We start from the raw sequence: 22,297 nt of genomic DNA, 5'->3' as shown, positions 1-22,297 counted from the left end.
GTATTTTCCTTTTTTATAGGGAATTTATAGAAATACCCGAATAGGTCTGTTAGACTAAATGTACAAAATTCTTTCCTGAAAGGTGATGAACATTGAAAAAGTGTCCTTACTGCGCCGAAGAAATCCAAGACGAAGCAATTAAGTGCAAGCATTGTGGAAGTATGTTATCTGAGAATGTAAGCACAAAAGTAGAACCAGAACCAGTTGTATCTGCGCCACCTAAACCGCCTCAACATGAAAAAAAGCCTAATTCTTTAGCTATAGGGTGTATAGGTCTTATCGTTCTCGTATTCTTTTTTGGCCTTACTTTCTGCAACAGCAATACCTCTAGTTCTACATCGACAGCAACATCTAAGACAGTAACCACTGGGGATCGAGCGTACATAAATACAAATGCTTATGCAGCATCTACGAAGGAAAACCTTGACTTAATGCTTAATTACATGAATGCCAAAAATGACAGCGGTCTTAACGAAATGATACTGACAGGCAAGGTGTTTACTGTGGAAAAAGGTACTGAGGTCAATGTCGTTAAACGAACATTTGCCACTGTTCAAGTAAGTTACAGCGGAGGATCTGGCTGGCTGCCTTATGAGTTCGTTACAAAAAAATAAAGAATATATAAAAAAAGCAGGTGGAATTATCCCCTGCTCATTTTGCTTTTAATTCACTGACATGATATCCGCTAGATAAATATATTTCCAATCTCCATCAGGAAAAACCAGCTTAATCTCTTTACGGAATGTGTTAACGACCGTCACAATACCCTCGTACACATTATCTTCAATCGGATCAAACTCTGTTATCCTGACTCGGATATGTTGGTGAAAGGAATCATTTAATTTGCCGTGTATTAGCTGCAGTTCCTGCTCGTCTAAAATCGGCTTTCCCTTCTCCATCGCCTTCGCTTCTTGTTCAAGCCAAGCCTCTCTGTGTTCCGGTAAGATCATCCTCGAAGATTCAAATAACCCGTTGTCAAATAATTTCCCTGACATATGTATCCCTCCTGAATAAGAACAACTGTTTGTATTATATGCGAACAATTGTTCTGTATTCAAGAAGAAAAAAACTCCACCAGTTAGTAACAAGTAGAGCAGGTTTCTAATCCTTAGTGGTTCCTGGTCGCTTACTAAATGCTAGTTCAAACAACCCTGTCGCTGATAATCCTGCTAGACCACCAGCCCATAACCTCAATGTTAAGTCCAATGTAGTGAACGGGTAGGATGCCATTCCAATTAAAAGACCCAACACAAGACCGACTGCAGGCACAATATTTGTAGGGATGTTAATAGTCTTCTTCACGAATTGTACGCCTGCCAGCACGAACACAGCCAGTACAGATGCGAATGTAAGCACAACTTCCAAAGTTTGATTCTCCATCACTTCCCCGCCTCCTTGCCGACCTTGATACCTTTTTCCTTGCGATAATTAATAACGAGTTGCCGCCAGAAGTCGTAGCTGCCTGTCTCATCTGCGATATAATCCTTGTAATACTCATATGCAGACTTTGCCCAATCTGGGCATGGCATGCTGGACTTTGCTTTCTCTGTTTTAATCCACTCTGCCTGCGCCTTTACTGTGGACTCGAGTTCCTCGACCCGTTTCTTTTCTTCCGCCGTCATCGGCTCTTCCCCCTTATCAACAGCAGGTTGCTGTTGTCCGTAGTAATTAATCAGGTACTGCGTGGGTTCGACTACTCCAGATTCATCAACAGTGAAGCCGAATGATGGACTGGATTTCTTCCTGATCTCATAGTGCAAATGCGCTCCAGTACTAACTCCGGTGTTGCCCTGATGACCTACCTTTTCACCCTGCTTCACATGCTGCCCCACAGCAACAGATGCTGACGACAAGTGAGCATATACATGCAAATAACCTTTATCGTCTTTGATAGCCACTGTGATCCCGTAGCCACCGAATCCTGAGCCTGTAACACCCATCTTAGCGTGTAAGACCTCTCCGCCAACAAACGCGTACAGAGGGCCATTAGATGGGCTCACAACAAGATCCACACCTTTATGGTATTTCCGTGTCTTGTACACGGGATGAATACGCCAGCCAAATGGACTGGTCAAACGATATCCTTCGAATGGATTCATGAAGATACACCTCCTAACTTGATTGCAGCCCATACAGCAGCTACTATACCTCCAGCAATACCAACAATGACCGCGCCGTAAAATGTCCGTTTAAACCACTTCTGGTCCTCGGCCTGAGCTTTTTGAGTAGCCAAGGCCGCCTCTGCTTTCCGGAGAGCATCGTCAGCAATTTCCTTTGCAGACTGAAGCATATCCACACGATGGTGGGCAGACTTCGAGGATTGGTCTGCATTACGGGCGATTTCGCGGACTGTCTCTACTGCAGCCGCTAATGTCGGCACTACCTCCAGAGTTTTTTCAATTCGAGCAAGTTGAATCTGAATGTCTACTAGCAATTTCGAATTTTCATCTGGCACCTCACTCACCCTCTCATTCACTGTCTTCTCCCCCTCCATCTCTATTTTCGGGTATATAAAAAGCCCCCTGACTACTCCAGAGGGCATAAAAATAGCGCACCGATATCGGAACGCTTGTTACTTCTCAATCAGAAATTCGACTCCACTTTCGGTCAAAATAGCGTCAACTTGTTCACGAAGAGTAGCGGGAACTACCTTGTACTCAGTAATGCCAAAAATAATACGTTGCGCAAAGAACATGGCTACCATGGTATCACCTCCTTCCGTACGAAGAAGAAGCCAGAATAATATACGCCTTATCATTCATAAACCTTTAACGCAATCTCTGCGATTACATCATCAGTAAAGGAAGCTCGTTCTGCAAGTGCCTTGCTCTGTGCTTTCAAGAGTATGCTTTCATGCTTCAAAGATTCAAAATCTTCCTGCGGCACACTCACATAAACCACAGGTTCAGATAAAGGTTTATCGGAGAATGTAAGAAAGTTGCCCTCCGATATGTTTTCTTCTCGAATTAAATAGAGTGACTTATGTTCATCGATTAATTCTTCTCTTTCGGCATCTGACTCATACTGATAGCGCCATTCCAAAACAATCCCCTCCTAAGATACAGTTACACCAAATGCGATTTTAAAACGTACATTACCTCCATAAACGTTATTTTGGCTATTGGTAGACCTCATAAAAAGTTGCAACACATCTCCCTGTTTCAGCGTTATATCCTCTTCAAATGTGGTCGAACCATTGTTGTTGACGTATCTTTCCACCCCAACCGGGACATCGTTTACGTACCACCTACAGTACCCACTAGCTCCGGTGATGGATGAATCAATAGAAAATCTGTGAGATACCCGGTATGTCCCTCCGATGCTCGGCTGGAAACTCCTGATCTTGGCCCAACCTGTACTGCTCGTCCCACCAACTACGCTATCATAGGTATATAAATCATATGTGCCTGGTTTAAAGCCGGATACGCTCTGTACCTTTTGGGCAAGTACTGCCCATGTATCAGATGTGGATGCACTTCCTCCGTTGGCGTTGATAGCACCCACAATGCCGTTTTTGGCATCAACGCCAGATTGCTTTACTTGCATTAATTGGTTCGCCATATTCGCCATGTCTCCAGTAAAGTCATAAGGCACGTCTTTAGTAGGCACATTACGTAAGTTAAATTTGATACGGGCAATGCCCTTCGTTGCATTAGCTGGTACGTTAGTAGCAACGAGTCTTAACTTTATTTGATTGACCCCGGCCGGGCCTGTTAACGACACCCTTTTGCGATGCCACCACTTGTTATTGTCAGCCGCAAGCGAGAGTAAAGTAGCGTCATTTGCAACGTTTTTAACTTCAATAGCCACGATGCCTGTAGTGACAAGCGATGTATGGAAAAGGGCTTGTAATTCGTAATTCGCTCCGGGATACACAGATATAGGCGCACTGTCCAAAACAGCATATTGATTAGACGGAATTTCAGCGTTAGTGTAAAAAAGTCCGGTAACGTCAGGGCTGGATGATGTAAGCCACGAAACTCCCCCTCCATTAGTCCACCCCTCCGTACCAAATAGACCAGTCGAATTCCAAATCAAATTGGTTGTAGGGGCATCGTCAGGAACCACCACATCAGTAAAGTTTAATATCCTACGCAAATCGGGAGTAAACGCTTCGCCCGCCGTGGTCACCCTTGCGCCTGTATCAAACATGTAAACCTCTGGGCCTGCCCCGCCTGTATAACGCATGTAAATGCCACGTGCTCCTAGATTTGCGTGCGTGTTCTCAAACTTAAACGTGTCGCCATCCAAAAAGCAGTTACTGCCGTACAAAGTCGACCCATTGGACGATGATGAAAAAGTACCCCACCTACCATTGATTAATCTTCCTGTCATGTTGACGCCGCCTGAGCGAGGCACACTGGCATCAATTGCCGCCTGCTTCGCATCATCTACATATTGTGTGGTGGCAAATCCTTCGTCTTGTACAGTCTTTAAGAAATCTTCCCATTGTTTTCGGTATTCTGCCGTTTTTGTATTGAGCCAAGCCTGAAACTGATTAAAGATTGAAGTGGTATCAGCTTGCTGGATCAATCCAGTTACAATCCCACACACTGCGCTGTTCAGCCGCTCATCAGTAATATTCTCCGGGAGGACAACCGAGGTATTAGCTTTTACTAGGATCTGAGCCAAACTGAGGTCGTACACGTCACCTGAGCGTGTAATGGCTGGGACAGTAGGAGTAGCTGCCGGGTTGCCCTGCAGTATCAGCGCTCTAATTGCCCGTACAGGAGTGCTAGTGTCTAAACGGAGGATTACTCTATCAATCCTGTCAGCGTTCGTGGCAGGCTGCACAGTAAGTGTCAGCGGCTCGTCATAGACACTGTAAAGGTAGCCGTTAATCCAGCCGAATCCCGTTTCAATTTTAACGTTGGAATTCGTACCGGTTGCGGATACTTTCAATTTAGTTCCACCACTAAAAATGCCATTCCCAACAAACCGGGAAAAATATTCTGCAAACTCACGGGCAGGATAATCCCGTGGATCGTCTGCGGTTGTATCGAAAAAACCTGATTTCTGAGGCATTTCATCCGCTCCTTTTTACATCTGATTTAAGCTGCTTAACAAAATGGGTTATTGTCGGAATTTCATCACCAAGAGAGATTTCAATTTTGGACACTGGCTCGTATATTTCTTTGACCTCGGTGATTCGACTGTCCAAAGTGAGCCCCCATTTTTTATTCTGAACGGTAACGATATCGCCTAAATCCCAGTCCTGTTCAAAGACAAAACTCCGGGTATCCAGTATCTTGCCATCAAAGGTCAATAGGCGTTTTTGTTCGGCCAATTTCTGATTGCCCATATCCACCAGTTCGGTAGCATCCTCTGCACCTGAACAATCCAAAAACACCTCTCGTCTATCCAAACCCGTACCAGATCCAACCATTTGTATTAGTCGATCCTCATATTCTCCTTTGCCGCCTGCATAACCGATATTTTTATATTGCTGATCAGAATCAATGAAAGATTGTGATTCAATGTTGTCGAATTCGTGGGAGAATATCACAGGCGGTCTGGTCGTTTGCCCGGCGGTCAGGTTTCGTCCCTCTAGCACTTCGAACACCCATTTTCGGGACGAGTAATCCAATGAGACAAACCAACCAATATCACACCATTCCGCTATCTCCTGAATGACCATATTGAGTGGTTCAAATCTTGTTTGCCACGGTGTGACTTTTCCTCGACCCTGATCAGATGCGTTCGCAAAAAAAGGAACTCTCCTGTCTGGAAAGTCCCCGTTAATCAAATGATTATTAATATAGTGTTTCATCACCGTTTCCGCTGGACCACGTACCCGGTCAAAATTGTCAGTAACCGTGATCCGTCGATCAAGCGCGCCACCCAGCGATGGCCCTTTTACAATCAAGGTTTCGATACCTTTATCATTTTGGCTAATCTCACGGTACTGGATGATTCCAGACTTGTGCCCTTTATTATCGATAATGATAATGTTTTCTTTCTGCAGCTTGTCTGCATGTTGCTTATGGAGAGCAATGTGCAATTCGAACTCTCCGGCCCTGTAAAACCTCCGGGTACATTGCAAACTCTCGTAATCATCTATCTCGCCAAGTAAATTGAAATTACGGTCAATAATACGGACGGATGGAATTTTCATTTAACCACCTCCATATCGGTTGTACCAATATACGGTGACTGTGGCCACTGCCCGGTCACCTTCACGGTCGCTGTCATATCTCAACATGTTACGGCCTGGTTGGAGTTGAAAGAAGGTACTGCCGAGATCGATCCAGTGAAAGACGTTTGTCCTTGTCCCATCCGTATTGACTACCTCAACCCTCTTTTGACCAAAAGCTGTGTTTATAACCAGGACGTCGTCCTCACTTAAATCATAATTGACCTGAATAAACTCCCCTGTGGTCTCATTTATGACCACTGGATTTAGCGCAGGCCCTTTATAATGGATCTCTACTGGAGTCTCAACGTCACCATCGTTTTGAAATAGTCCACGGTAGGCGCTATATGCAAATTGAGTCGGTAAGCGCAATGGAAACGTAAGCCCCCCGGATTCGAACCGCAACCCCTTTGATATCTGTGTCTCGTCCGTGAAGTATGGGTCCGGGCATACAAAGTTAATTTTGTAAGGTTGGTTGTTAACAATTCGATCATCATCAAAGTCTGGTGTGTTTTCAACTACAGCTCCAATTGCATAACTTCGTGCTGAGTTGGTGTAAACCAGTTTACCCAGACCAAGTTTAGAGTTGAGAATACGCATAAAGTCCCTGCGATACTGATACATTTGTTGACGAGAATTTGCAATAATCCCGCCTTCAACTCCAATCGGCCTCTCGGCCAATTGAATGCTTACAAATGATGACCCATCTTGATAAGGCGACTTTGTAGATTGCAGGGCGCCTGGGACACCACCAGTGCCTGTTATCTTTCTGAGATAAAACGGTTTGGAGGTGCCTAAATAAAGACTCTCTCCTCGTGAGTTGGTAAATGTGACTGTCTCCATTATGCACCTCCTAATATGCCAATTTCTGAGCAGCTTGTGTTGTAGCACGAGCAATATCGCTCGGTGATGTTACTTTAGTGTTGAAATTATTCACGACTTCAACTTTAACTGCTTGTCTCGTATCGATTCCGCTTGAACTTGAACCAGATGAGGATTTACCTCCTCCTGAAGAAGCCCCAGCAGCGAATGAGACAGTTTCCATTGCTGATAATGCTGAGCTACGAGCTGCATTTATCTGAGAGTTTATTGATGATATCAGGGATTGTATTTGATCCACCTGTGATTTAAACCCTTGGTACATTTCTTCACCCAACGTTTTACCTGTTTTGTTATAGGATTCTCCAAATGTTTCTAGTAGCTTGATGATATCTTTTTGTTGATTGTTAACAATCATTTTCTCTGCTTCTGCTTGCAAGTTCTTGGATTCAAGCATTTTATTGTACGTATCTTGAACTGCTGCCAACTCACTATTAAGAGAGCTCTTCCTGTACTCGTACATCGAGTTGATCCGCTCAACATCAGCGTTGTAGTCTGCCTGCATCATTTCTTTCTTGATTGCGAGGTTGTCCTTAATTATCTGCGTTTCAGCAGAAAGTTTGTTCTTAAGTTCCTGTTGCTCTTTGGTGAGAGCTTCCTTCGTGTCAGCAAGCTGCTCCTGTCTGTGACGTTCATTCTGCTCGGCGATAACCTTGTTCAACTCTTTGGTGAGTTGTTCACGATTAAATGCGTCATGCTCATAATCAATCATGCCTGTCAGACGATCAATTTTCTTTTGGTCAGCTGCATCAAGTTCAGCTCGACTGCGTTGTTGTTCCCCTTTGTTCAGGGCATCTAGTCGCGCCTGTATAGCTTCTATCTGCGCGTTTGTAACAGCTGTAATCTGAGCAATCTCTTCATCGGCAGCCTTTTGAGCAGCGGACACACGGGCATCATAAACAGCCTTGATAGAGTCGAGTTGCGACTTCTTCCAAGACTCATTCGCTTCGATCTGCGATTTGATTCCTTCCTCTGCTACTCGTTTCTCTTCGGTGTACTTGGCCTTGAGTGCATCCTGAATTCCTTTGGAAAGATTGTTGATATTTTCGATCTGATCTTTCTTCTGGTCCTCCAATATCTTCTTTTGGTCTTCAGCATATTTGCGCGCAAGTAAGAGGCGTTCGTTTGTCTGTACCCGGATCGCCTCAGTGATTTCTTTTTCAATTTGCTTTTTCTCAGCAGCAGAGTACCGTCTATCCTTCATAACCTTTTCCAGATAGTTTTTGTTTAGATATATTTGATCGTTTAGCAGTTTGTCTTCCAGTTTGTACTTCTGTTCCGCATCCAGTTCTTCTCGAGCGAGCCTGTCTTCGTAAGCGGCCTTGAGCGACTTGCTCACATCCTCGGTTGTCTTCTCGCGCAGTTCCTTTTCCTTCTCAACCTTCCGGCGTGTTGCCTCAAAAATCATGTCGTCGATGCGTTCGCGCTCATCAGCTGAGTCAGCGTAAAGTTTGCGAATCCGTTGAAGACGTTTAATCTCATCGTCCTCATTTAGTTTACCAAGAGACTTAGCCCTCTCGTAGTCCTTCATCGCTACTTCCAGCGACTTGTCACCAAGAGCTTTCTTAACTGCATAGATCCTTTCCTCGATCTCCATGCGTTCATCAGCAGTTTTAACGTACTTGGCCCGGATAGTTTCAAGGGTTTTCAACTCACTTTCCAGTGTGAGTTGATCCATCTTTTTCTTGTGTTCCATTTGCTTGTAAGCATCGTCCAAAGCCTTGTTCTCGTATGCTTTTTCCTTCGGTGTTTTTTCCTTCTTGGAGCCTCCGCCCTTGCCTTTCGACTTGTCCCCGAGATCCAAGCCAGCAACCTTACCTGTACTAACTGTTGGAACAGTGATTTTAGGTATCTTAATGTCTCCAGGTTGCATGTTGAGCAGTGCCTGAAGAGATGCAGCCTCTCCGCGTAAACGAGCTAACTCGGCATTCATTCGGTTCAATGCACCCTCTGCTATACCACTGGAACCAGCAATTTTGTTGATGCCGTTAACGATGGTAATCGCAGCTTCTTGTTTAGCGATGGCAGTCTGCTTTTCTTGCAGAGCTTCTGCGGCCTTAGCTTGGACGCTTTGCCATTCCAGTTCGACTTCGCGTTGTTTAACAAGGATCAGACCCTTTATAGCCTCAGTGTTGACTCCTGTAGCTGTAGCAAACTGGGGGAACTGATCAAGCAGACCCTTTTGAGCAACTTTCCAAGCGTCTGTACCTTGTTTGGCGGTGTTGTACGTCTTGATCATGTTAAGAGTGCTATTGATTTGCTGTTGTTTGACCGCCGCTGAACGAGCCAATTCGTGTACTTCTGCCGCTGTAGCTTTTTGGGCGTTCTTAACAGCACTAGTATAAGTGTTCGTTACCGACTTAAGGTTATTAAGTGAAGTAGCCGCAACTTTTCCGTTAGCGTCAAAGAACTTGAGGTCCACCCCGAATTCTCTTGCTTGTTTGCTTAACTCCTTAATACTTATCCCAAGATCGTCAGCCGCTCTGTTCAAACCAACGAAACTATCAGTTTTGATCGTGGAGTACGATTCGTTCGTGACCTTGATCAATTCCTCGTATGATTTGATTAAGTCTTGCAAACTTTTTTCTTTCTCCTGAATAGCTGGAATCTCTTCACGAGTTATTCCTTCTTCAGCGATCCTGTTTAATTCTGACTGCGCCTCTGCCAATTCCCGGGCCGCCACCTTCGCATTAACAAACCCTATTGTAAGGATCGCTAGTGTGGATATAAGCGCCGTTATAGCCAGTCCGACTGGATTGGTAGACAAATAAATTAAGGCGCTCCCTAAGGCCTGCACAACAGGAATTAGAGCCGCTATAGACATGCTAAGTTGACCCACAATGAGTAGAACCGGTCCGAGGGCCGCCACCACTGCTGCAACAACGATGATGGTCGTCTGTGTGGACTGATCGAGGACAGAGAACATGTTAGCAAGTTCCGTACCTTTTTGGATGACAGGCTCCAAGGCAGCGAACACCGCAAGTAAAGCCGGTTTAAGAGAATCGCCCAACGTGATTGCAGCGTCAACGATTTTGTTTTTTGTGATTTCAATCTGTGAAGCAGTTGTTTCATACCTTGTTGTGGCCTCTTTAGTCAGTGCCGTATTTTCTTCCCATGCTTTCGTACCAAGTTCCAGTGAATTCCGGAACAGATCTCCTGCACCAGAGGCGCGCAACAACGCATCCCTTACCCGTATCTCTGACAACCCTAGTGCATCCAGAACAGCAAACGTGTTTTCACCTGCTGCCGACATGCGTCCTAAACCATCGATAAAATCAAGCAGCGCCCCTGCAGCATCTGTTTTAAACTTTTCTTGGAGTTCTTGCGCACTTATCCCTGCAACCATTGCAAAGTTATTCAAGTCCTTACTACCAGTAGCCACCGCTTGAGCCATGTCAATCATGACTCGCGAAAACGCCGAACCTCCGGCCTCAGCTTCGATACCCACAGAGGATAACGATCCGCCGAATGCAAGTATCTGCGCCTCTGTTAACCCTATCTGTTTACCCGCGCCAGCTAACCGCAACGACATATCTACGATCTCTGATTCAGTTGTCGCCAAGTTGTTACCTAATCCTACGATTGTTGCTCCGAGTCGATCAAAGTTCTTCTGTGGCATTTGCGTTATGTTAGCGAGACGGGCCAAACTTGTAGCTGCCTCGGTGCTTGCCATGTTAGTAGCTACGCCTAAGTCGGACATAGTGCGAGTAAAGCTGATAAGTGCTTCGTTTTTGATACCTAATTGACCAGCGGCCTCTGCTACCTCCGCAATCGCTGATGCTGATTGAGGGATTTCACGACTCATCTTCCTGATCTCGTCACTGAAACCTTTTAATTCGGCTTCTGTGGCATCTACGGTCTTTTTGACTCCTGCAAATGCAGTCTCATACCCTATCGATGCTTTAGTCGCCAAACCAGCTACAGCAGCGAGTGGAGCAGTCATCATCGTTGTCAAACTTGCCCCGGCATTGCGCATGGTGTTACCAGCCGACTCCATCTTGCTGGCAACCTTGTCCAGCGCACCTGACACCTTGTTCCAAGCAGATACTTGCTTCTCCAGCTCAGCCTCTGTGCTTTTTAAAGCCGCATCCATTTTGTTGTATTCAGATACGGCCTTGTTGAGCCTATTTTGAAGTATTTCTGTCGCTTTAGCATCCTTTCCTTTTGCCGCGACCGACTCTTCGTACTTCTGTTTAAGTTGCAGGACACGTTGCCCCTGAATCTCCATCTGCTTATTCAAGTTTTCGGACTTGAGGCGCAATTTATCCTCGGAGCTGCCGTATGCGTCTAGCTTGGATGATGCTGCGTTAAACTCGGACTGCACCACACGCATTTGCCGACCCAATTGTGCAAGTGACTTCTCTACACCTGAGTCACTAAGCGATAACTTGGTGACTAGGTGAGCAACTTCGATTTCATCTGCCATCCACTACCTCACCACGCTTTCTGTTAAATGTACCGGTCGATATATGCGTCTAATTCAGGCGAGCTTTTAGGCACCTTACCTTCTTCCGTTTCGAGGGTGTTCATCTTTACATGCATGTCCCAAAGCGCATAAAACCTACGCATAGTACAACGCCAAAAATCGTTCTCCGACATCCTGAGAACCGTTGTTCCGATGTAGTACATCCACGTCCAATCCCATCCTTGTTCGATCGCTTCTGGAGATGGTTGTTTCTCCAAGACACCATCGTCTTTGGCTTGGGGTAGATTCTTACTGGCTGCCGTGAGTATTTTGCTTTGCATCTGAACCAGTTCTTCAGGAGATAAATTTCCGATGAGGCTCCCTACATCTTCGACTGTCAAGGATTCGTCCTCATGAGTCAGTCCAGCCCATAGCCATGTACGTATATGTTTCAACCCTCCACTTTGCATAGCTTCCAACGCTTCTGATTTTGAGCCGTATATATCATCAAGATCGGCGAAAGAGCTCATCGTAAAGGCCAAATACCTCAACCTATCTAGCATGATAGGAGAACGAAATATCCTCACGTCATTCATAGCAATCGACCTCTGGAAGCTACATTAAGCAATTCATCTCCCAGTTTGGCAACTATGTCAGGATCAGTAGCAGAAAGAATTCTGCCCATTTCCTGAATGGTGAGTGTCTGTTCTTCGTGGACGAATCCAGCCCATAACCATGTAATGACATCTTTGATCTTGCCACCTTTGAGTACGTCCAATGCTTCCTGGTATGAACCGTAAACACCCTCCAGTTCCACCATCGCGTTCAAGTCAAAAATAAAGTTGCGAGGTCTGTCCAAGGTGTATGTGACGCTAGTTACTTGGTTACTCATCATCAATTCCTCCTTTTGTTTTGAACGACAAAAAGAGAGGGATTCCCCTCTCATGTCATTGCGTTTCTTAGCTCGGCAGCCATAAACCGGGCTACACGGTCTTTTTGTTCGTGAAATGAAGGGTAGATGAACGGCTGAGCTGGCATTTTAGAGGTTCCAAATTCCAAGAAGTGCGCTCTCCAGCCCGTAGCCTTACCTGGACCAACGGCAACATACTTATCACCGTCCTCGGAACGGACTCCGCTCACTTTAATGTCATCTCTAATATGGAGATGGTCGATGTTACTGACTGCCACAGACTCCCTTTGAGCAGCAGCGAATATCTCGCCGCCCTCTCGCAAGGTTTTCTTCTCCAACTTTTCGGCCCCATCACCCAACTTCTGGCGGATTACCGCAAGCATCTGATCAACACCTTGCAGTTCAACTCTGCCAGCCATTATGGCGTCCAGTTAAGGACAGCTCTGTAAATGTCCCCTGAAGTAGTTTTAACAACGTAAACATAATTTGCGGCTGGTGTAGTCTCTTCGATCCACACCGAACTTTGAGTGTTTGGTGTGACGACAACGCCATCCCTCCGAATATACTCAACGTCTCCAGCGGCAAGCGAAATAACCCCACCCTGCTCGTCCAATAATTCGAACTCCACAAAGATAACACCGTTTCGGTCATCTTCTTGCCCAGTTCGATAAAACACACCAGGCAGAGGGGTTACGGCTTTGGGCTATCTGGCACCGCCGTAAACCACGTTGTGATTGCTGCCGCACTGGCTGTGTTATTGCTATCCGCTCTAACTCTCCACTCATTATCATAGATGCGTTTCAGGAACGTACCCGTGATAGTTGGCGTTTGGAACTCAACCTCACCCTGTTTGGTAGTAGCCTCTTCCGCTGGAAGCGCAAATTTACCTTTGAGCAACCAAGTGTATACAAACGATCCATCAGACATCGATCGACGGTATCCCAATGCCACTTCTGGAGCCTGATCGTCCGAGTTGTCCCAAAGCAAACCGTTGGCATCAATTGTCGATCCAAGTAAGTCAGCTTGTTGTTCCAAGGTAAGTGCCGCTACACCGATCTCAACCTCAATGCTGTCCAAGGCGTTAGCAGTGACGATAGGACCGTCATTACCATGCAGGGTATTAGATTCGACATTAGGCGTCATGTTAGCAGTAATGGCTGGAAGTAGCGGCTTTGGCGTCTCGTAAACAGGCGCTTCCGTTGCTGTGTCCCCAGAAAGCAATTTAGCGTAATAGATATCTTGTAAACCTACAGGTACAGCGATTTTGTCAGCCAAGTAGATCAACTCCCTAAATGTGTTTTTTTGTATCGCAAAACCTTGTGGTATGTCTTTGTATCTGACTCATACATACTGTTTGTCCCGCTGCGAACAAAGCCCAAAGACTCCATAACGCGATTAGCCGCGATGGAGATTTTGGAAGTGTTGCTGCTGTGCCAAAGATCAATTTGAAAATGAATTGAACTGCTCACTGCCTGATCGCCAGCATACTTATTATCAAAATTGGTAAGCTCGAAAAATGTAATCTTTGGATTCGATATATCTGGCGCCGCAAGTGGGTATACTTTCACGTTCCCTTTGGCGTCTTTTCCAAGAAGAGAACTTAACTCCGGGTCAGATCGCAATGCCGAAATGACAACCGGTTCAAGATCAATGAGCATGAAACCACACCCTAACCATTCATGTGTTCCTCCAGGACCATTAAATGTGTTTCAGTCCTATCTCCATAGGGATCATCCAAAACCGCAGTGATATTGCAAATACGACCGTTGTTCAGGTCTATAAATCTCATATCCGGTGTGATTCCATCCCGATAGCGAATTTTGTACCTCAGGGTTAGTTCCGCATTTGCAGCCGCTGCCGTGAAGAACTCACGGCCTCTCAGCGGCTCTCTTGAAGCGTACAAGGACATAACGTCATCCCAAGCATCTGTCGGGTCTGTGGGATATCCAGAATCGTCCTCAGTTCCGTTACTCTTCTTTTGCAGGAGTATCCTTCGATTTAACTTTGCCGGGTTCATCAGCATCACCGCCCGGTTCTACCGACTTTCCTTTTACTGCCGTTTTCCCTCGCGTTTTCGTCTTTTCCTTGAGTTCAGGACCGATAAATTCGAGTTTTTGGAGATGTTCAGCCCGTTCAAGGTCTTCTGTCTCGTAAACAGAACCTTGGTCATAACGGATGTAATTCGACTTGTCCCGGAATGTCCGCGTCACTGGATATTTCATTTTTCGGCCACCCTCCAATCTTTAATCTGCAAAATGATGGATTGCAGTGCAAAGTTGATGCTCTCAATCTTGATCGCCGGATTGCGATTTTCGTAGTTGAGAGCAACATGCATCATCACAGCTAGACGATAGAGAGCTGTATTTGACTCCGGCACACCTGCACCAGTCAAAAACTCTTTGGACGCCTCAATTAAAAGAGTGAGGATATCATCATCCTCACTCCCATCAATTCGCAAATATTTTTTTAGTGTTTCAAGTGGTAAAACAAGCATGACAAATAGCCCCTTCCTGCCTTAAGGCATAGGGATTGGTTTCCAATCTAATATCGCCAGATATTGCCCTCCTGCCTTCGTCTTGACCTCGAATACATACTGTCCGGCAGACTTAACAACATTGAACCAGAGTGTTTCCTGATCGTCTGGTGTTAAAGTAACTCCGTCCTGTTTAATATACTCGACGTTATCCGCTGCAAGGGATACTCTAACCCCGTCCTTATCCAACAGCTCGAACTCAGCGTACATTATGCCGTTGTTCAATCCCTCTTGACCTGTTGGATCAAGTGTAGCGGTTGGGGTTAGGACTTTTTTGCGATACGGAAAGCAGATTTCAGTTTGATTTGGTGGTCAAACCACGCAGTCAGGACGAAATCCCACACGCCAGTACGAACATTTTTGTCACGGTCGTAGATGACCTCAGGATCGTAGTTGAAGTGCGAGTATTGGAAGTCACCAACAACCGGATCAACCGCAGAATCGCAAAACTCAACCGGCTTACCTAACACCTGTTCTGGCTGAGCAGTGTAGAGGTTTGTGGTACCGTTAGACAGGATTTCGATAATATCCATGTAGTCCGAGTATGTCATGTAGATCGTTGCGTTTTCACGATAATCCTCATGCAAATCTGCAATAGCTTTTTTGATAGCCAAGTATTTGCTGGCAGCAGTAACTTCTTTTATGCCAGCGCCATAGAAGGACATATGTTCTTCACCTGTTTTAGGGATAGCCGCGAAAGCAACTTTCTTCTCTTTAGCAGCCAGTCCACTTTCCAGGCCACGATCGATAGTTTGGACCAGGTTGGTATCTGTGGCAGCAAGGATTGTTTCCGAAACTGGCACCAAAACTTTGAATTTGTGTCGTCCAAACGTAACAACATCACCCACTGCTTTCATTTCCTTCGCAGTTTCAGTGTCCGCAATAAAGTCATCATCATCCAATGTAAAGTTGATTCGCGGAATCTCAAGGTTCGTCACACTTGTGTAAGTTGAGGAATCCCGCAATGGGTTTCTGACAAACGGTTCATGCAACAATTCGTTCGTCATTGTTTTTGGTAGGATTTTTTCGCCACCAGTGTTGTTCCCATCACCGAGGGCTGCCCGGACTTCATCAGGTACACGTTGCCCACGCACCGTTGCACGCACCAAGGCAGCTTTTGCAGCCGTTACTTTTGCTTTAGGATCACTAACGCCGTCAACCGGACTGCGGTCACGGTCTAAGGTTGCCTTTTGATCAGCTTCCATTTGGTCATGCTCTTTTTGCAGAATATCGAATCGAGCCTGCAAGTTGGATGCTTTTGTTTCAAGAGCTTTAATATCATCAATGGACGCATCCGGTTGCGATGCTTTGGCAAGAATATCTTGCTTAGTTGCGGCAAGAGACGCACCGATTGTTACCAGATCGTTCTTTACATCAAAAAGTGTTTTAGCCATTAATAATACCTCCCAGGTATGAGTTAATATTTTGTAATTCCAATCCAGCTGTATCTTTGATTTGCTGAAGATAAGCTGTGGTTTCTTCGTCGTTTCCACTTGCCTCCGGCGCTTCCGGTTCCTTCAACTTTGCGGCGATATCCTTCGGTACGTTACGGTACTTGGCAAATAACTCTTGGCTAACAGATGCAGCGGTTTGATTTGCAGCCTCTATAACGTCACACAAGCCGTAATCCAGACACTCTTGAGCAGACAACCAAGTTTCGGCATCAAGCAACTCCGTCAACTTCGGGTCTTCCAACTTGTCACCTGTCTTAGCGAGATAACTTTCCTTCACAGAAATGCCGATCCGATCAAGGTCGTCAGCTGCCTTTCGCAACTCCATAGCATTTCCAATCACAAAATCCCACGGATTATGAATCATCATCATTGCATTTCGTGGCATCCGAATAATATCACCTGCCATCGCTATAACCGATGCGATTGAAGCGGCTAAAGCATCAATAAAGACTGTAATATGCGCCTTATGACGCTTTAGCATAGTTCCAATGGCAACCCCTTCGAAAACGGAACCTCCTGGAGAATTGATGTATAAGTTCAATCTGCTTATATCACCAAGAGCATCCAGATCACTCTTGAAACTCTTAGCACTCGTGTCTCCGTCATCAGTTTTCCAAGAAACGATGTCTCCATAGATATACAACTCACCAACGCCATTAACAGCAGCTTTAAAATCCCAATACTTCTTCCGTTTTTCGCTCATTATTCATTCTCACCCCCTTTCGTTGTAGTTCCAGAAGCGGACGATCTTCGAAGCGTCGGATCCATATCCAGCGGATACATATCACCAGAAATCCACAACTGGTCAGCCGCCCCACCTCTCGGCGGTTTATCTTCTGAAACACGAACCTCATCACGACTTAGCCACCCATCACGAAGACCACTATGGTACAATGCTGCTCTTGCAGCACTATCCCCTCGCAATAGAGCGCCCATATTCAGTTTCCAATAGAAGCCGTGTCTTCTCTCTTCAGGCCGCAACAATTTACGGTTGAATTCTTGTTCATACTGGCGGACGTCGGGTGTAAGTTTCATCTGAACAAATTGGAGCTGCATCTGTTCATTTGATGCATAACTTTGACCCTCACTGTCATTGAGAAAACTCACTGGAACATTAAAAACGTTGGCCACCCTTGAGCGAGTAATTCGCTCGGATGCCAACGTATCGGAAGAAAAGTATTTTTTGTCGATTTCTTTGATCTCTACGCCTGGTTCCTTGAATAAGATCCCACCGTTATCAGCATAGAAGCGTTTAAAGTCATCAACAATTTTTTGGCGTTTGTCAGTATCAACATTCGCCTGATATGACAAGATGAAGCTGTCTTTCTTTTGCATCTCTGACAAAGAAAATTCCTGTACTGCTTTGTCATATTCAATTGTATTTTTTAGAACATCAAGCGGGCTAATTCCCTGCCACCTTGATGTGCCGGTTATGTGTTTGACATGAATCATGTCCATGTTATGGACGTAATAGGTGTTCTTCAATCCCCGGACTTCGTACCAAAGCACATTGTCGTCCGAATTAATAACTGGTGTAACCGCCCCCGACTCGATTGGCGTTATAGATAACGGCTGAAACCTAACATCCCGCCCAATGATCGCATACCCATTACCTGACTCATTCCGAGCCACTTCCAGTTTGTTTATCAATTCGGATCCGCCCATATTGGGATTCGGATTGTGTATTAGTAAATCAGACACCGGGTGATCTGTTACAATTTCATAATCCCGATACAGCTTTAGAGGCAATGAGGATACTGTATTGGCGAGTTTGGTTACAACACTGAATATGTTCTCATTTGATGCGAGCCTGCTGTTATCAATACCCCAGAACGTCCGTCCTGCCCACGAGGAAAAGTTAAACCCAGCGCCTTTCCATCCCGCAGCAGCAGCTTTGACAGCGCCCCTCACAGCACCTCTTATTCGTTGATGCCATTTCAAATTCTCACCCCCTTCCCAAACTCATTACCTTCACAAATCATTAATAGATATAAACTGAATGTCCCCGCCACCAACCGGTGTAACCATGCGTTTCATTGTTTCTGTGTGGGCATTCAAAAAGGCCGCAAACCCGTCAATTTTACGGTAGCGACCTTGTTTTGTAGGCATCCAATTATTATTACGATCTTTTATCAATTTGACGTTGTTCATGTACCAGCGGAAAAGCTTGTTCTTGTTGAAAACAACATGGCCGTCTAACAACATCTCCTTAATATCCTTCATCCCTTGATTAAGAGATTCATAGCCTTGACGGACCATCAGCGTATTGAAACCGAATGTCTTTAATTCTTCGACAAGTCTGAAAGCATTTGCTCTGTCATACGTGATTAATTCGATGTTGTATAGTTTGGCTTGATCCACGAACCATTCGAACACCTTTTTGTAATCAACATATTCACCAGGGCAGATCGTGAGCAGCCCTTCTTCTTCCCATTCACTCCATGGTAGCTTCTCATTGTCCAATTCAACTTTCTTCCTCGGTACGAAAGAGTGAGACAAAACGAAGACACCACCGTCTGGCAAAATAAACTCCAAACATGCAGAAGTGAAATCCTCTGTTTCCGAAAGGTCAAATCCGCCAACGCAGCTCATCCCTTTTAGTTCAATTGGGTTAATCACCCTGTCGTTCTTTTTAATTATTTCGAAGTCAATGAAAGACTGTTCGTCAGACTGGACAAACCGGTTCAAACGCTTGGTGATAAAGTCGTTTCGTTCAGCCGGCACATGTTTGCGAGATTCCCATTCTTCGATTAACGTTTCGAGTTTCAGTGTGACGCCAAGGTTCGGATTTGCTTTAATCCAGTTTGATGGGTCCTCAATGTCGTCCTCTGGGTCCAGTTCAGCCATGTAATAAAATGTCCGCTCATCGGTTATGACGCCTTCCAAGATGTCAGAAGCTTTTTCGTAGTAATCCATGAGCGGCCCGTCAAGCTGATAACCAGCTGTTGTGATGTAGAGTAGTAACGGCTGCTGCCGTGCCCCGGTACTGTTTTTTATGACGTTTATTAGTTTGTAATTTTTGTATTCATGTATTTCATCGAATACACCAAAAGAGCAGTTCTTACCGTCCAGCTTCTTACTGTCTGTGGCCAAAGGTAAAACTTTGGACATCGTCCGGCCATAACGTATCTCATGTAATGTCATGTCAAAGTGCCTGTTAAGTACCGTCGATGCATTAACCATCGCTTTGCACTCATCGAACAACTCCCTCGCTTGCTCCTTTGAGTTGGCAAGTTGGAAAACACGAGCACCATTTTCACCATCTTTGGATGCAGCGTACAGTGATAAACCGGATATTTTCGTTGTTTTACCATTTTTACGACCAACAAAAATAAGCCCCTCGCGAAAGCGCCGGAGCCCCGTTTTCATGTGTACCCATCCGTATAGAGAACCGATGATGAAGTGCTGCCATGGTTGCAACTCAAGACGATCATAATCACCCTGTGACGGCTTGCAAAACCGCTGAATATAATCAACTGGTCGGAACGCCTTTTCCTCGTCAAAAACGAACGGGAAACCCTTTGTTCCTTGCCTTTCAAGGTCCTCCAAGTGCCTTTTACATGCTAAAAACACCTTTTTTGAAGCAATAATAAGGTGTGAAGTGACGCCTATAACGTACTCATTCAGCCTCAAACCTGTTGCGTTTGTATCAGAAGCGTTCAAATTCATCGCCTCCGCTGCTACCCTCAAGCGGCTCAACAACCGCGGCAACCTTTCTATCCGAGGCAGGGGTCAATTTCAACTCAGCTTGCAACTTTCTCTGCTGTTCCACAATCTTAATTATTCGGTCTACAGATTTGTTCTCTCGGTACATTTCCTGCGATCCATTGCGAAAAAACTCCATACTGCCCCTTTTTTTCACGTCCTTGATCGCTTCCTGTTTCAACTGTTCCAGCAATACAAAGTTGTCCACGATCATTATCGTCCGTTCAGACAAGTTGCTATCTACTCGAAGTTCTTCGACCAGAATATCGAATAAATCTTTGGCCGCCTTCAGTGTAATATTTGATTTTGGCTTATTCATTGCACCCCCCCCTCGTAATAGATTTTTTGTCCGCGCCGAAAACGAAGGTCCCTCCCCGGTCCCGTCCGTCCTCTCGACGAATTTTCGAGGGCAGGGGGGGCTTCTATTATCTTTCAGCTACATTTATTTGTCCTGAATATAAAGTCTCTTAAAACACCCTTCTAGTTCGTCTGAGAGGGTGTGTCAAAATTCAATAGGGTTTGCCGGACTCTTCATGACTGTCGCTCGTCTCTTCTTTGCCTTCTCAGGCTTCCTCCTGCCCTTCTCAGGGTGTTCTTGGTTGTGACAGGTAGGACAGATGCTCTCAAGGTTCTCATCGCTTAGAGCAAGCTCTGGGAAGTCCTCCAGCGGTTTAATATGGTGGACTGTGTTGGCTGTGGTCATCCTCTCTGCTCTAAAGCAAGGCTGACAGAGGTAATGATCACGCTCAAGGATCACGAGTCTGCATTTCTTCCAAGCAGTTGATTTATAAAAAGGATTTACTTTTTTATTTTTCATAAGCAATCAGGCCGTTCGTTCAATGGCTCTATCTGTTCTCCGTAATCCAGTCTCTTCCCATCCTTGTACAGAACACCATCAACGATGAGCGTCTTGGATAGTGGTTTAGCATTGAGTGCAGGATGATATTTGCCCATCATATCTGCTGACATCTCATCAAGCTTAATGAATGGCAGGCTGTATCCATCCTGTTCTTCTCTTTGTTGTGACAATAGTTCAATCATTTGATATCACCTGTTTCGTCTATAACTTGTGTGAACTCACCTTTCAAATTGATCCAATTCATCCGGTATCCTGCACTCTCCTGATAGTCTCCAACAAGAACAACCTTGTCTGGTCTTAGTCCGTCAGGATTCCCTCCTTGTCCGATAAACCTGATACGAGCGTACGGACTGTACTTGTGCTTAATCTGCTGCCAGTAGAGCTTGCCAAGTGATACATTTTCGCAAAGCACAACAATCAATTCATATGGGTGACCTGCATAAATCACTGTTCCAGCAGAAGCTCCGATGTCATTCAACCATGTCAATGCGTCGTCTCTTAATCCGGAAGGCATACGTTGGTCCATTACGATCTTGGATATCACACCAAGGAATTCTTTGAATACCTCTGTATCTGTGATACTCACATCAACGGTCAATGCCGTACGCTTGTCTTCTGTCATGGTTGTCCTCCCTCCATTTTCTTTCTCAGATCGTTCATCAACCGCTTATTCTTTTCTATCAACTTTACGCCTTTAGCAGTCTGTGAACTCTTTCCCATATTCCTGATGTTCACCTGAAGCTTTCGTATCTCTGGATCTGTATAGAAAGCAACGTACCTGTTCTTGCAATGTGGACATTCGAAGTATGTTTGCTCTACTCCGTCATTCATCTGCTCTATTTCGAATTTCTCTATCGTAAACTGTTTATTACATCCGGCATTACAGATCGTTGGTATGGACATATACTCACCTCTTTCTCTGGAATAAAAAATACACCCGCTTTTTATACGAGTGTTTATGCATGGAATTTGTTATGCAGAGCTGATGCTCTTATATATATCTTTATATCTTTTATTCTTTTATTTCTTTTTTCTTTCTTGGGGGTATAACTCTCCACCACTAATGGGGTATAACTCTCCACCACAAATTACATTTTGATGGTGTTTTTTAGTGGTGTATGATTCTCCACCACTAGCATTCATTATTTATGTATAACGATGAATATTGTGTATAACAATTCTCTACTAGTTAAGTTAATAAAAACCCGTTGTCTTATCCAACATCTGGAATTATAATATGATTATCCCTCTGAAAAAGAGGGGAGTCGAAAGGAGTGTCGCTTCTTGGGCCAATTTTTGTTCTCCCCTTGTTCTTTAGGATACAGACAAGCGTAACGGCGGACTATAACGGGCGTTGATTTTCGAGAGGTGTCGCCGACCTCTTCGCTGACGAGCGTAAAACGGTACATAGGACTACGT

The 22,297-nt window shown here is 45.1% G+C and carries 29 protein-coding genes and 1 pseudogene; 2 read left to right on the top strand and 28 right to left on the bottom strand.

Going from position 1 to position 22,297, the window contains the following annotated elements:
• Positions 1-92 precede the first annotated feature (92 nt).
• Positions 93-155 (top strand): annotated as a pseudogene (locus PQG66_RS25345) (zinc ribbon domain-containing protein); the annotation flags it as partial.
• Between the two features lie 6 nt (positions 156-161).
• Positions 162-614 carry a hypothetical protein gene (locus PQG66_RS01805; protein WP_272034457.1) on the top strand — a complete coding sequence of 151 codons (453 nt, stop codon included), beginning with the start codon at positions 162-164 and terminating at the stop codon, positions 612-614.
• 48 nt (positions 615-662) lie between these two features.
• Here the strand turns inward: PQG66_RS01805 and PQG66_RS01800 are convergent, their stop codons facing one another.
• From PQG66_RS01800 to PQG66_RS01665, 28 genes are all read right to left on the bottom strand, one after another.
• Positions 663-995, bottom strand: a complete 333-nt coding sequence (locus tag PQG66_RS01800; RefSeq protein ID WP_272034456.1) for a YolD-like family protein — start codon at positions 993-995, stop codon at positions 663-665.
• A gap of 106 nt (positions 996-1,101) precedes the next feature.
• Positions 1,102-1,365 carry a holin gene (locus tag PQG66_RS01795; RefSeq protein WP_272036406.1) on the bottom strand — a complete coding sequence of 88 codons (264 nt, stop codon included), beginning with the start codon at positions 1,363-1,365 and terminating at the stop codon, positions 1,102-1,104.
• 14 nt (positions 1,366-1,379) lie between these two features.
• The gene (locus tag PQG66_RS01790) at positions 1,380-2,099 is read right to left on the bottom strand and encodes a M23 family metallopeptidase (protein ID WP_272034455.1); all 720 of its coding nucleotides are present in this window, start codon (positions 2,097-2,099) and stop codon (positions 1,380-1,382) included.
• Positions 2,096-2,476: a hypothetical protein gene (locus PQG66_RS01785; protein ID WP_272034454.1), complete on the bottom strand. Its 381-nt coding sequence runs from the start codon at positions 2,474-2,476 to the stop codon at positions 2,096-2,098. Before PQG66_RS01785 ends, PQG66_RS01790 begins: the two co-directional genes overlap by 4 nt.
• 96 nt (positions 2,477-2,572) lie before the next feature.
• Positions 2,573-2,704, bottom strand: a complete 132-nt coding sequence (locus tag PQG66_RS01780; protein WP_272034453.1) for a hypothetical protein — start codon at positions 2,702-2,704, stop codon at positions 2,573-2,575.
• A 50-nt stretch (positions 2,705-2,754) separates the two neighbouring features.
• Positions 2,755-3,042 carry a hypothetical protein gene (locus PQG66_RS01775; protein WP_272034451.1) on the bottom strand — a complete coding sequence of 96 codons (288 nt, stop codon included), beginning with the start codon at positions 3,040-3,042 and terminating at the stop codon, positions 2,755-2,757.
• Positions 3,043-3,054: 12 nt separating this feature from the next.
• Complete coding sequence (locus PQG66_RS01770) at positions 3,055-5,025, bottom strand: hypothetical protein (RefSeq protein WP_272034450.1); 1,971 nt, start codon at positions 5,023-5,025, stop codon at positions 3,055-3,057.
• Position 5,026: 1 nt separating this feature from the next.
• Positions 5,027-6,115: a siphovirus ReqiPepy6 Gp37-like family protein gene (locus PQG66_RS01765; RefSeq protein ID WP_272034449.1), complete on the bottom strand. Its 1,089-nt coding sequence runs from the start codon at positions 6,113-6,115 to the stop codon at positions 5,027-5,029.
• On the bottom strand, positions 6,116-6,976 hold the full coding sequence (locus PQG66_RS01760; RefSeq protein WP_272034448.1) for a phage tail family protein: 861 nt from the start codon (positions 6,974-6,976) through the stop codon (positions 6,116-6,118).
• 10 nt (positions 6,977-6,986) lie between these two features.
• Positions 6,987-11,438, bottom strand: coding sequence for a phage tail tape measure protein (locus PQG66_RS01755; protein WP_272034447.1), 4,452 nt, complete (start codon positions 11,436-11,438; stop codon positions 6,987-6,989).
• 23 nt (positions 11,439-11,461) lie between these two features.
• Entirely contained in the window at positions 11,462-11,947 is a 486-nt protein-coding gene (locus PQG66_RS01750) for a hypothetical protein (RefSeq protein WP_272034446.1), read from the bottom strand.
• A 62-nt stretch (positions 11,948-12,009) separates the two neighbouring features.
• Positions 12,010-12,312, bottom strand: a complete 303-nt coding sequence (locus tag PQG66_RS01745; RefSeq protein WP_272034445.1) for a hypothetical protein — start codon at positions 12,310-12,312, stop codon at positions 12,010-12,012.
• Positions 12,313-12,359: 47 nt separating this feature from the next.
• Positions 12,360-12,746 carry an HK97-gp10 family putative phage morphogenesis protein gene (locus PQG66_RS01740; RefSeq protein WP_272034444.1) on the bottom strand — a complete coding sequence of 129 codons (387 nt, stop codon included), beginning with the start codon at positions 12,744-12,746 and terminating at the stop codon, positions 12,360-12,362.
• The gene (locus tag PQG66_RS01735) at positions 12,746-13,003 is read right to left on the bottom strand and encodes a hypothetical protein (RefSeq protein ID WP_272034443.1); all 258 of its coding nucleotides are present in this window, start codon (positions 13,001-13,003) and stop codon (positions 12,746-12,748) included. Before PQG66_RS01735 ends, PQG66_RS01740 begins: the two co-directional genes overlap by 1 nt.
• Before the next feature lie 14 nt (positions 13,004-13,017).
• Complete coding sequence (locus PQG66_RS01730) at positions 13,018-13,602, bottom strand: major tail protein (protein ID WP_272034442.1); 585 nt, start codon at positions 13,600-13,602, stop codon at positions 13,018-13,020.
• Between the two features lie 5 nt (positions 13,603-13,607).
• Positions 13,608-13,985, bottom strand: a complete 378-nt coding sequence (gene gp17, locus PQG66_RS01725) for a tail completion protein gp17 (protein ID WP_272034441.1) — start codon at positions 13,983-13,985, stop codon at positions 13,608-13,610.
• 11 nt (positions 13,986-13,996) lie between these two features.
• The gene (locus tag PQG66_RS01720; protein WP_272034440.1) at positions 13,997-14,344 is read right to left on the bottom strand and encodes a phage head closure protein; all 348 of its coding nucleotides are present in this window, start codon (positions 14,342-14,344) and stop codon (positions 13,997-13,999) included.
• Positions 14,295-14,549, bottom strand: a complete 255-nt coding sequence (locus PQG66_RS01715; protein WP_272034439.1) for a hypothetical protein — start codon at positions 14,547-14,549, stop codon at positions 14,295-14,297. The genes PQG66_RS01720 and PQG66_RS01715 overlap by 50 nt, the downstream gene beginning before the upstream one ends.
• Positions 14,546-14,821, bottom strand: coding sequence for a head-tail connector protein (locus tag PQG66_RS01710; protein WP_272034438.1), 276 nt, complete (start codon positions 14,819-14,821; stop codon positions 14,546-14,548). Before PQG66_RS01710 ends, PQG66_RS01715 begins: the two co-directional genes overlap by 4 nt.
• Before the next feature lie 21 nt (positions 14,822-14,842).
• A complete protein-coding gene (locus PQG66_RS01705; RefSeq protein WP_272034437.1) occupies positions 14,843-15,085 on the bottom strand; it encodes a hypothetical protein in 243 nt (80 codons plus the stop codon).
• 38 nt (positions 15,086-15,123) lie between these two features.
• Positions 15,124-16,254 carry a phage major capsid protein gene (locus PQG66_RS01700; protein WP_272034435.1) on the bottom strand — a complete coding sequence of 377 codons (1,131 nt, stop codon included), beginning with the start codon at positions 16,252-16,254 and terminating at the stop codon, positions 15,124-15,126.
• A complete protein-coding gene (locus PQG66_RS01695) occupies positions 16,247-17,017 on the bottom strand; it encodes a head maturation protease, ClpP-related (RefSeq protein WP_272034433.1) in 771 nt (256 codons plus the stop codon). Before PQG66_RS01695 ends, PQG66_RS01700 begins: the two co-directional genes overlap by 8 nt.
• Positions 17,017-18,255: a phage portal protein gene (locus tag PQG66_RS01690; protein WP_272034431.1), complete on the bottom strand. Its 1,239-nt coding sequence runs from the start codon at positions 18,253-18,255 to the stop codon at positions 17,017-17,019. Before PQG66_RS01690 ends, PQG66_RS01695 begins: the two co-directional genes overlap by 1 nt.
• A 30-nt stretch (positions 18,256-18,285) precedes the next feature.
• On the bottom strand, positions 18,286-19,983 hold the full coding sequence (locus PQG66_RS01685; RefSeq protein WP_272034429.1) for a terminase large subunit: 1,698 nt from the start codon (positions 19,981-19,983) through the stop codon (positions 18,286-18,288).
• Positions 19,964-20,338, bottom strand: coding sequence for a P27 family phage terminase small subunit (locus PQG66_RS01680; RefSeq protein ID WP_272034427.1), 375 nt, complete (start codon positions 20,336-20,338; stop codon positions 19,964-19,966). Before PQG66_RS01680 ends, PQG66_RS01685 begins: the two co-directional genes overlap by 20 nt.
• A gap of 183 nt (positions 20,339-20,521) precedes the next feature.
• Positions 20,522-20,836 carry an HNH endonuclease gene (locus PQG66_RS01675; RefSeq protein ID WP_272034425.1) on the bottom strand — a complete coding sequence of 105 codons (315 nt, stop codon included), beginning with the start codon at positions 20,834-20,836 and terminating at the stop codon, positions 20,522-20,524.
• The gene (locus tag PQG66_RS01670; protein ID WP_272034423.1) at positions 20,833-21,060 is read right to left on the bottom strand and encodes a hypothetical protein; all 228 of its coding nucleotides are present in this window, start codon (positions 21,058-21,060) and stop codon (positions 20,833-20,835) included. Before PQG66_RS01670 ends, PQG66_RS01675 begins: the two co-directional genes overlap by 4 nt.
• Entirely contained in the window at positions 21,057-21,500 is a 444-nt protein-coding gene (locus tag PQG66_RS01665; RefSeq protein WP_272034421.1) for a hypothetical protein, read from the bottom strand. Before PQG66_RS01665 ends, PQG66_RS01670 begins: the two co-directional genes overlap by 4 nt.
• Positions 21,501-22,297: the final 797 nt, after the last annotated feature.

The sequence above is a fragment of the Paenibacillus sp. JJ-100 genome (genome assembly GCF_948329825.1).
Taxonomy (GTDB): domain Bacteria; phylum Bacillota; class Bacilli; order Paenibacillales; family Paenibacillaceae; genus Paenibacillus.
Note: the sequence above shows the minus strand (reverse complement) of the source record. Positions and strands in the feature narration are given on the sequence as shown.